The organism is Streptomyces sp. (assembly GCF_031178505.1).
GTDB classification, from domain to species: domain Bacteria; phylum Actinomycetota; class Actinomycetes; order Streptomycetales; family Streptomycetaceae; genus Streptomyces; species Streptomyces gulbargensis.
Genome location: NZ_JAPSIW010000326.1, coordinates 1 through 7,314, shown reverse-complemented (window position 1 = coordinate 7,314; position 7,314 = coordinate 1). Strand labels below are relative to the sequence as shown.

Below are 7,314 nucleotides of genomic sequence, written 5' to 3'. Positions count from 1 at the left end.
GGCTGTGACTGAGCGGGCTAGTTGTCCAGTGAGTGCGCAATCTGGCCAGTTGAGTGCCCGGCGTCGATCGCTGCGGACAGGTGCTTGGCGTGGGTGTCGAGCGTGCGCTTGAGGGCTGTGTAGCCCGTGCTGCTTCCGCGTGTGAGGTAGTGCCGCCCGGGGTCGCTCCGGGCTCCTGGTGGACACGGGGCGAATCGCTGCTCGCCTTTGGTGACCTGCGCCCAGATGTAGATCGAGCAGGACAGTCGTTTCCTGTCGTCGTGGGCAATGTCGCGTTGCGCTCTGGGCATGGGTGTCCGTTCGAGCAAGTCATGCCAGGTATCAGTCGGGAGCGTCCAGTCGAGCATGGCCTCTCGTCGTCGGCGATAGTTGATCAGCGATGTTCTTGGGAGCTCTTCCGCCAAGGAATCGATCGCTGAATGGAACTTGTCCAGCAGGCCCAGTGATCGCAGGTGTCGTGTGAGACCTGTGACGAGCCCGGTGTGCTTGCCGCTTTGATTGATTCCCAAGAATTTGGCTGCCTCGGGGGCTGATCCGCCCTTGACGCGTTGGACGAGTAACACGGCGACGGAGCGACGCAAGCTGTCAGGGGCGACGCCTGGGAAGCCAGTGAAGTAGCGGTCGGCCCATTCGTCCAGCAGGAAGGCGGGAACGTGCTGAGCGCAGAAATCAGCTTGGGGGTGAGGTCGTCTGCGACCTTTCTGGCCTGTGTGCTGATACTTGGTGAGGATTGTTACTGCCGCTCGCTGAAATTCAGGCGAACACTCCTGTCGTGCAGCCTTGAAGGCGAATTCCCATGTGTTGTAACGCTGTGCCCTGCGACCGCCTGATTCGTATGTCGGCATGAGCGGGGACATCGCGGTGGACCTGTCGGGAGCGCTGTGGATGCTGTCTGCGCTCAGGAGGATCGCGGCGCAAGCCCGCGCCTCGACGGGAGGGGCATTCGACGTGAAAGCGGCGAGGCTTGCCTCTTCTCCGCTGCGCCGTTCGGCCAGAACCCGGTCGGTGGTGATGGCCGTCGGGTCCAGGGCCTGGAGGTTGCCTGCCGGCCATGTCGCGATGACGAGCGAGCTGAGCAGGTGCAACTCGGAGAAGTACCTCGCCGACTGCTCCGCGGGGTGATGAGGATCGAGTTTCGCGAGAATCCGAGCCTGCAGATCGATGTGCTGCTGGCTGGGCGCATCTGGCGGTGTGAACTGATCAAGCCTGGCGCCGCAGATCGCGATGAATTGCCCGCGAGACCATTGACCCGAGGTGGATGCCACAGAGGCCCGGCACTGAGCAGGGTGCAGCCCGACTGCTGCACTGCGAGAGATCAGGCGTCGGTTCTTGTTTCCTGTGATGGGCTGACCGCATGCAGGGCAGAGGTGCTCCAGGAAGCAGCGGTGCTCGATGCAGAGGAATACGTCAGGTAGTCGCCAGAGCGCGGGCCAAGTCCCTCCGTATCTTCGCTGGATGAGGGAGTCGTCGCCTGCGAGGCAGCGCGGGCAATACCGGGTGACCTTCCCGAAGAGCCAATGCAGTTTCATCGCTTTCTGGAGGGCTTGCCGGACCGGAGGGAAGTGACGGGTGAGCGGACGGAGCGTGAGAGCTTCGACTTCCGCCGGGGATAGCCGCGTTGCCACAGAGAAGTCTTCGATCATTGCCGCTGTCAGTGCGGTGGAAAGGACCGGGCTGACGTAGGTGGACCCCTGACTCAGCCCTGTCCGGCGCATCAGATCGGCCGGGGGCACTGCGAGGCGGTAGCTCAGCCTGAGCAGGAACCCAGTTAGGGACTCGCCGGGCAGAGGGTCCAGACTCCGCGGCAAGGGGGTGACCCTGGTGCGGTTCATCCCGTCTCCCCCGCCGGCCCCCGGTCGTCGAAGACCGTGTTCCGGCCTCGCTTGGCGACGGCCCGCTTGCGAGAAGGGACGGGCGGAACCTCGCCAGCGCCCGCATCGCGGGCAGGTGAGCCGTCGAGATCGATGGCGATGGTATCCAAGAGAGCCTCGGTCAGATGCTCTTGTCCGCAGTCCATGGCCTCGCGGCAGCCGTCCTCGATCAGCCGTTCAAGGAGACCGACAACACCGCCGGTGCGTTCATAGAGGTACTCGGGCATCGTCCCCGTGCTCAGCATGCCGGGGCGGGCATCAAGCAGACGCAACGCGTTCTCGACTCCGGTCAGGTGGCGGACCCAGGCGGCGATGTCGGCCGAGCTGCCGTAGCGGAACGGGCCGAGCTCGACGAGGTCGAAGCGCCGCTCGGTCTGGGTGGCCTCCAGCCCATTGACCCGCCGCGACGACGCGGACGCCAGCGTCCACTGACCGGTGGCGGCGTCGCGCAAGCCCTCGCGCAACAGCCCGGATGCCTGGATGTTGACGCCGACCAGGACCAGGGTGACGTGCATGCTCATGAAGGCCCGGATCAGGTCGAGGGTGTCCTGGTCGTCGGCCCGGTGCATCCGCAGGCGCGTGATGTCGTCGAGGATGAGGACCTTGGTTCCATGATCGTGAAGGCAGTCGGCGACCAGGCGGATCAGCTCGGGAAGGTCCAGCTTCACGTGGAACGGCGCGTCGTAGAAGCTCAGGATCGCCTTGCAGAGACTCTTGGGCTTGGCAGTCACCGGGGTCTGGACGTAGGCGACGGGGGCGTGCAGGTCGCGGGTGCCGGCCAGAGCCTCGGGGTTGATATGTCCGAGCAACTCGCGCCAGCGGTCTTCGAAGGTCGCGATGATCTCGCAGACGGACTCGGTCTTGCCCTGGTAGCCGCCGCCGGTCACCATCACCCCCGCCCGGGTCGTGGGCTGCTGCTTGAGCGCGTTCGTCTCGATCCGGCTGGTCAGCAGCTTGCCGACGGCCCGGCTCATCGGCGTCGACAGAACCGGGAGGTTCGCGTGGGTCGCGGCCCGGTGCAGGTCGTGGATCTGACGGCGACGCCTGCTGAGCGCCTGCCAGGCGTTCCGGTCCAGCACCGGGGCCGGGGCGAAACTCTTGCGGGTCCGCCGGTAGGCGTCCCACCCGGCCAGGGTGTTGCGGGCCAGAGGCGGGCCGGGGAGCACGAACGGAGCGACCTCGCCGTTCATGAGACCTCGCCTTCCTTCATGCCGTTGTCCTCGTCGTCCGGCAGCAGGCTGAACAGACTGCGTTCGTTCAGGTCCTCGCCCAGCGTCAAAGGAGGAGCCAGCGGTTGAGCGACGGCTTCCTCGCGTCGGCGGCGGCGGTCGGCGTCGATGGCCCGCTGATTGCGCCGGGCCAGGTCCGCCGGTGCCGCCGTGGCCGGCAGGAGGCGGGCCCGGGCGGCCGCGGGGCGGGCCCCCGCCGCCGCCCGGGCGCGGGCGAGCTCGCGTGCCCGCTCGGTCCGCTCCGCCTTCGTCCACTGGCTGGGCCAGGCGCTGACCGGGGTCTTGGCCCGCAGAAGGTCCAGCAGGACCGGCAGCAATTCCCGGTCGTCTTGGGGCCGCAACCCGCGCCGGGCCGCCTCGCGCAGGACCTGCTGGATCCGGGAGTCCGAGAACGCCGGGACGTCGTCGCCGTCCGGAAGCCCCTTCCAGCGCAGCGGGTGCCAGGTACCGGCCAGCTCGAAGAACACCTCGCGGCAGTCGCGCGGATCGCGGTGCACCGCCCAGTTCCCGCGGTGGGTGCCACCCCGCCGGGACGGTCCGGCCTCTCGCAGGACCGGCCCGGAATACCAAAGACCGCCGATCTTCACCCCACGACTGGGGTGGATCTTCACGAAGTGCACTGGCAGCAGCTGGTAGTAGAGCTCCGGCTGGGGAATCTGCAGCGGCTCGCCGTCCCGGGTTGCTGCTGCGGCGAACAGTGTGTTCGGGCTGTGCTGGCCACCGGGATCCCATGCCGGCGCGTACTGCTCCAGCTTCCTGTTCTGCCAGATCCGGACGATCCAGGTCGCGAGCAGGTGTTCCATCTCCGACAGGGTCCAGACCGCGTCGCCCTCCGGGTCAGCGCCGCGGTCGGCGACGTCCACCCCGCGATAGCCCAGCAGCAACTCCAGCAGCAGAGACTGGATGCCAGCGAACGCCCGCTCGCACGACGCCTTGTCGGTCGGCCGCATCGCCCGCGCGGGCAGCACCGTCACCCCCAGCGTGCGGGCGACCTGGACCAAGTGGTGGTTCTTGTAGACGCTGCCGTGATCACTGGTCAGCGTCTCCGGCGCGAAGAACGGCCGGCCGGCCACCGGGTGCCCGGCGAACTCCGCCACCAGCGCGGCAGGCACCCCGGGATAGGGCCACTCCATCTCCGGCCCCCACCCCGGCCGCATCGGCAAAGGCAGCATGACGTCCCGCAGCAGCATCGCCACCTCCACCGACGAGTCCGAGCCGGGCGTCAGGCGGAAGGCGACCAGCGAGTGCGTGAAGGCATCGAGCGCCAAGGTCAGGTCGACGGAGATCGGCTCGCTGAAGACGTCGTCGAGGACCTTCACCGGCAGCGGGGTCGTGTCGAGAACCACCACCTGCCCGGGCCGGGATACGACCACGGGCGAACCGCCGGGCTCCACCGCCGCAGCCGACCGAACATAGCGCTGACGGGCGCCGTCCGGCCCGAACCACTCCTTCCACACCTTCACCAGTGTGGTGCGGTGCGGCAGCTTCTCCTCAAGCTCGGGCCCGTGCTTCTCCCGGACGTACTGGTGGATCAACCTCTCCCTGGTTGTCATGCTCAGCCGCGAACGGTGCAGCGACTCGGCATGAACCGCCCGGATCGCCTCGGCGAACTCCGGGATGATCGACGGGTGCCCGGACAGCTCGCGTGTCCAGCGGCCGTCGGCCAAGCCCACCAGCCCGTCCTGCGCGAATGCGGCCGCCATCCGCCGCAGCGTGCGCTCGCCGACCTGCCCGAGCCCGAGGAACTTCGCGTCCTCGCTCGGCAGCGCGGCCAGCTCAGCGACCTTCGCCTCACGGCGCTGCGTCAACGTCGTGCGAGCCGGGTCGAACTGCGGGCGCGGCTCGCCCCCCTCGGCCCAGAACACACTGCCGCTGCGGTAACCGGTCTCGGTCTCCAGCACGTGAGCCAGCCGGATCCGGGCCCGCCGCTGATTCTCCTCGTCCAGGTCCTCGAACCGGACCGTCTGCTGCTTGCCGCCCATCAGCACCCGCCCACCGGGTAGACCCAGGTGGCATCTCCGAACGGCTGGCGCAGATCCACGGCCAGGCGCCGGTGCCAGAGCAGATGAACGACATGGGCCCGCGCGACCGCCGGCACCTGTGTCTGCTCGACCAGGTCCCCGAACTGCCGCGGCTGCCGCCCCAGCACCTCGACGATCTGGTTCTGCAGCCCGAGCCGATCCGTCATCGTCCGGCGCCGGGCCGACAGCGTGTCCAGGACGGTCATCACCTGCCGGTGCCAGCCCGTCACCACCGCGTACCGCCATCCGACCGCGGCCGCCGCCCGGGCCGCCGCGGCGAACCGCACCTCGTCCTCCTTCTCGACCCGCCCGGCTGGCCGGACATCGAGTAGCCAGGCCGCCCCTGGCGTCAGTGCCAGGAAGTCCGGGGTGTGCGAGTCCGCGCCGTCGACCCGGGCGAACCGGAGGCGGAACGGCTGCGACAGCACCTCGGCCACCCCGCCGGCGAAGTCCAGCGCCAGGAGCAGGCGCCGCTCCGCCAGGCTTTCGAACCCGTGCTGCCTGCGGGTGGAGACCAGGAACTCCAGACCCGGCCGGTGTCTCTGGCCGGTCCGCCACGAGAACCGGCGTACCGGCACGGACAACGACGCAGGCGCGTCCGCGAGATCGCGTACCGGCACGACGACGTCGGCCTTGCCCGCCTTCCACACCGCCGTCCACGTGCGCAGCCAGTCAGGATCATTGCCGAGCCGACCCACAGCCTCATCCGGCACGGCGTACGGCAGGAACAGCTCATCGAGGGAGCAGGTATGCGACCACACCGGCCCGACTTCGGGTACGGCGGCGTCGACCAAGGAACTCACGTCACCAGCACACCGCGGCCGGGGGGAACCAACGGCGAGATCAACGGAAGCCGCCTCATTAGCTCCGGTCAGCGCTACCCTGCCCGCGAGAGTTGGCCAGTTGAGCAACTTGTTTGCGGTGCGTACCCCCCTTGTCCCATGCCCCCGAGAGCTCGTCGGCCGTCAGGGGCGGCGTGGTAGACAGTCAGTTGCGGGCCGGGGCGCTGTTCGTCGTCGAGGGTGGTGACATCCATGTAGACCTCGAAAGAGTGGGACGGCATGCCTACGGCTGAGCCGCGACGTCGTCGAAGCTGAGTTGCACGCCGCGTTGACGACAGACGGCGCATGGGCATACGTACTGCTCAGGGTTGGGTTTCGTCCATCGCCCGGCCAGTGTCCTGCCGCCTGACAGCAGTATCCTGACTCGACCGACTAGCCCCTCCTCCTCAACCAGGTTCCTGGTGCAGTTGGCGAAGACCAGAGTGATCTGCACGTGTTCAAAGGAGCCCAACTCCAAGGGGATGTCCAGCTCCTCCCAAACGGGTACTCCCAGACCGTGCAGCCCATGGCCGTTGTACAGGCGACGCCCTTTGATGCGATCAGTCAGGGTCCGTGGCTCCTCATGCCACCGGAACTCGTAGCTGACATCCTCGACCTTGATCGTGGCTTCGCCTCGGTTCGCCAGAGTCAAGCGGAATGCAGGCCAGCGGCCGCCCTCAAGATCTGTCACGCCCCATTCATCAGCCCTGAATGATATGGATGGCCGCTTCCTCCTGTAGGTCGCGTACGACACAGCCATGTTGCACGCGGTGAAAAGAGCGCTGCCGCCAGCAATGAGGCGCGCGACGTTGTCGGGCTCAGTCATGCTCCCCTCCCTCCCTGTCGGTTACTCGGCAGGGGAAGTGATTACCAGCTGCCCTTCGCAGCACGCTCTTTCTGAGGATGTCCTGAGCTTCGGGGCTAGCGCACCGTCGTCTTCGGACACCCCAACTGCACTTGCCGAAGGAACCGACGGCATCGCAGTTGACGGGCGACCAGGTACCCGTCGGCGCTCCGGTCAACTTCCGCGCTCAGGGTGGTCAACTGAAGCGCTCAGTCACAGGGGCTTGCACGTCTTCGCCGGCGAGGCGGACTCCCGCAGTACGGCCCTGCGACGCGCCCACGAGGTGTACGACGCCGCGCTCGCCGCGCGGCAGGCCGGACTGGAGATCCCCGGCCAGCAGCCGGACAGCTGGACCGCGCACGGGCTGCGGCCCGGCTGGGAGCTCGACTGGCTCGCCGCGAAGGCCGGCCCCTGGAAGAGCACCTACAGCTGGACCACCCGCAGCGACTTCGAGCTGTAGCTACGCCCCGGGACGGACGACACGGCGTCCAAACCAACCGCCCGTCCCGGGCCCACCCAACCCGTACG

Annotated in this window: 6 protein-coding genes; 1 reads left to right on the top strand and 5 read right to left on the bottom strand. The window is 67.9% G+C overall.

What is annotated here, in order from left to right:
* Positions 1-17: 17 nt before the first annotated feature.
* From RIF68_RS20745 to RIF68_RS20725, 5 genes are all read right to left on the bottom strand, one after another.
* Positions 18-1,832 (bottom strand): TniQ family protein, encoded by a 1,815-nt coding sequence (locus tag RIF68_RS20745; RefSeq protein ID WP_309052784.1) that lies wholly within the window; start codon positions 1,830-1,832, stop codon positions 18-20.
* Positions 1,829-3,061, bottom strand: coding sequence for a TniB family NTP-binding protein (locus tag RIF68_RS20740; protein WP_309052783.1), 1,233 nt, complete (start codon positions 3,059-3,061; stop codon positions 1,829-1,831). The genes RIF68_RS20745 and RIF68_RS20740 overlap by 4 nt, the downstream gene beginning before the upstream one ends.
* Complete coding sequence (locus RIF68_RS20735; RefSeq protein WP_309052782.1) at positions 3,058-5,082, bottom strand: transposase; 2,025 nt, start codon at positions 5,080-5,082, stop codon at positions 3,058-3,060. The genes RIF68_RS20740 and RIF68_RS20735 overlap by 4 nt, the downstream gene beginning before the upstream one ends.
* Positions 5,082-5,915: a TnsA-like heteromeric transposase endonuclease subunit gene (locus tag RIF68_RS20730; RefSeq protein ID WP_309052781.1), complete on the bottom strand. Its 834-nt coding sequence runs from the start codon at positions 5,913-5,915 to the stop codon at positions 5,082-5,084. The genes RIF68_RS20735 and RIF68_RS20730 overlap by 1 nt, the downstream gene beginning before the upstream one ends.
* Positions 5,916-6,186: 271 nt before the next feature.
* Complete coding sequence (locus tag RIF68_RS20725; RefSeq protein ID WP_309052780.1) at positions 6,187-6,768, bottom strand: hypothetical protein; 582 nt, start codon at positions 6,766-6,768, stop codon at positions 6,187-6,189.
* A 241-nt stretch (positions 6,769-7,009) separates the two neighbouring features.
* Here RIF68_RS20725 and RIF68_RS20720 point away from each other — a divergent pair, with 241 nt between their 5' ends.
* Positions 7,010-7,246 (top strand): hypothetical protein, encoded by a 237-nt coding sequence (locus RIF68_RS20720; protein ID WP_309052779.1) that lies wholly within the window; start codon positions 7,010-7,012, stop codon positions 7,244-7,246.
* Positions 7,247-7,314 lie beyond the last annotated feature (68 nt).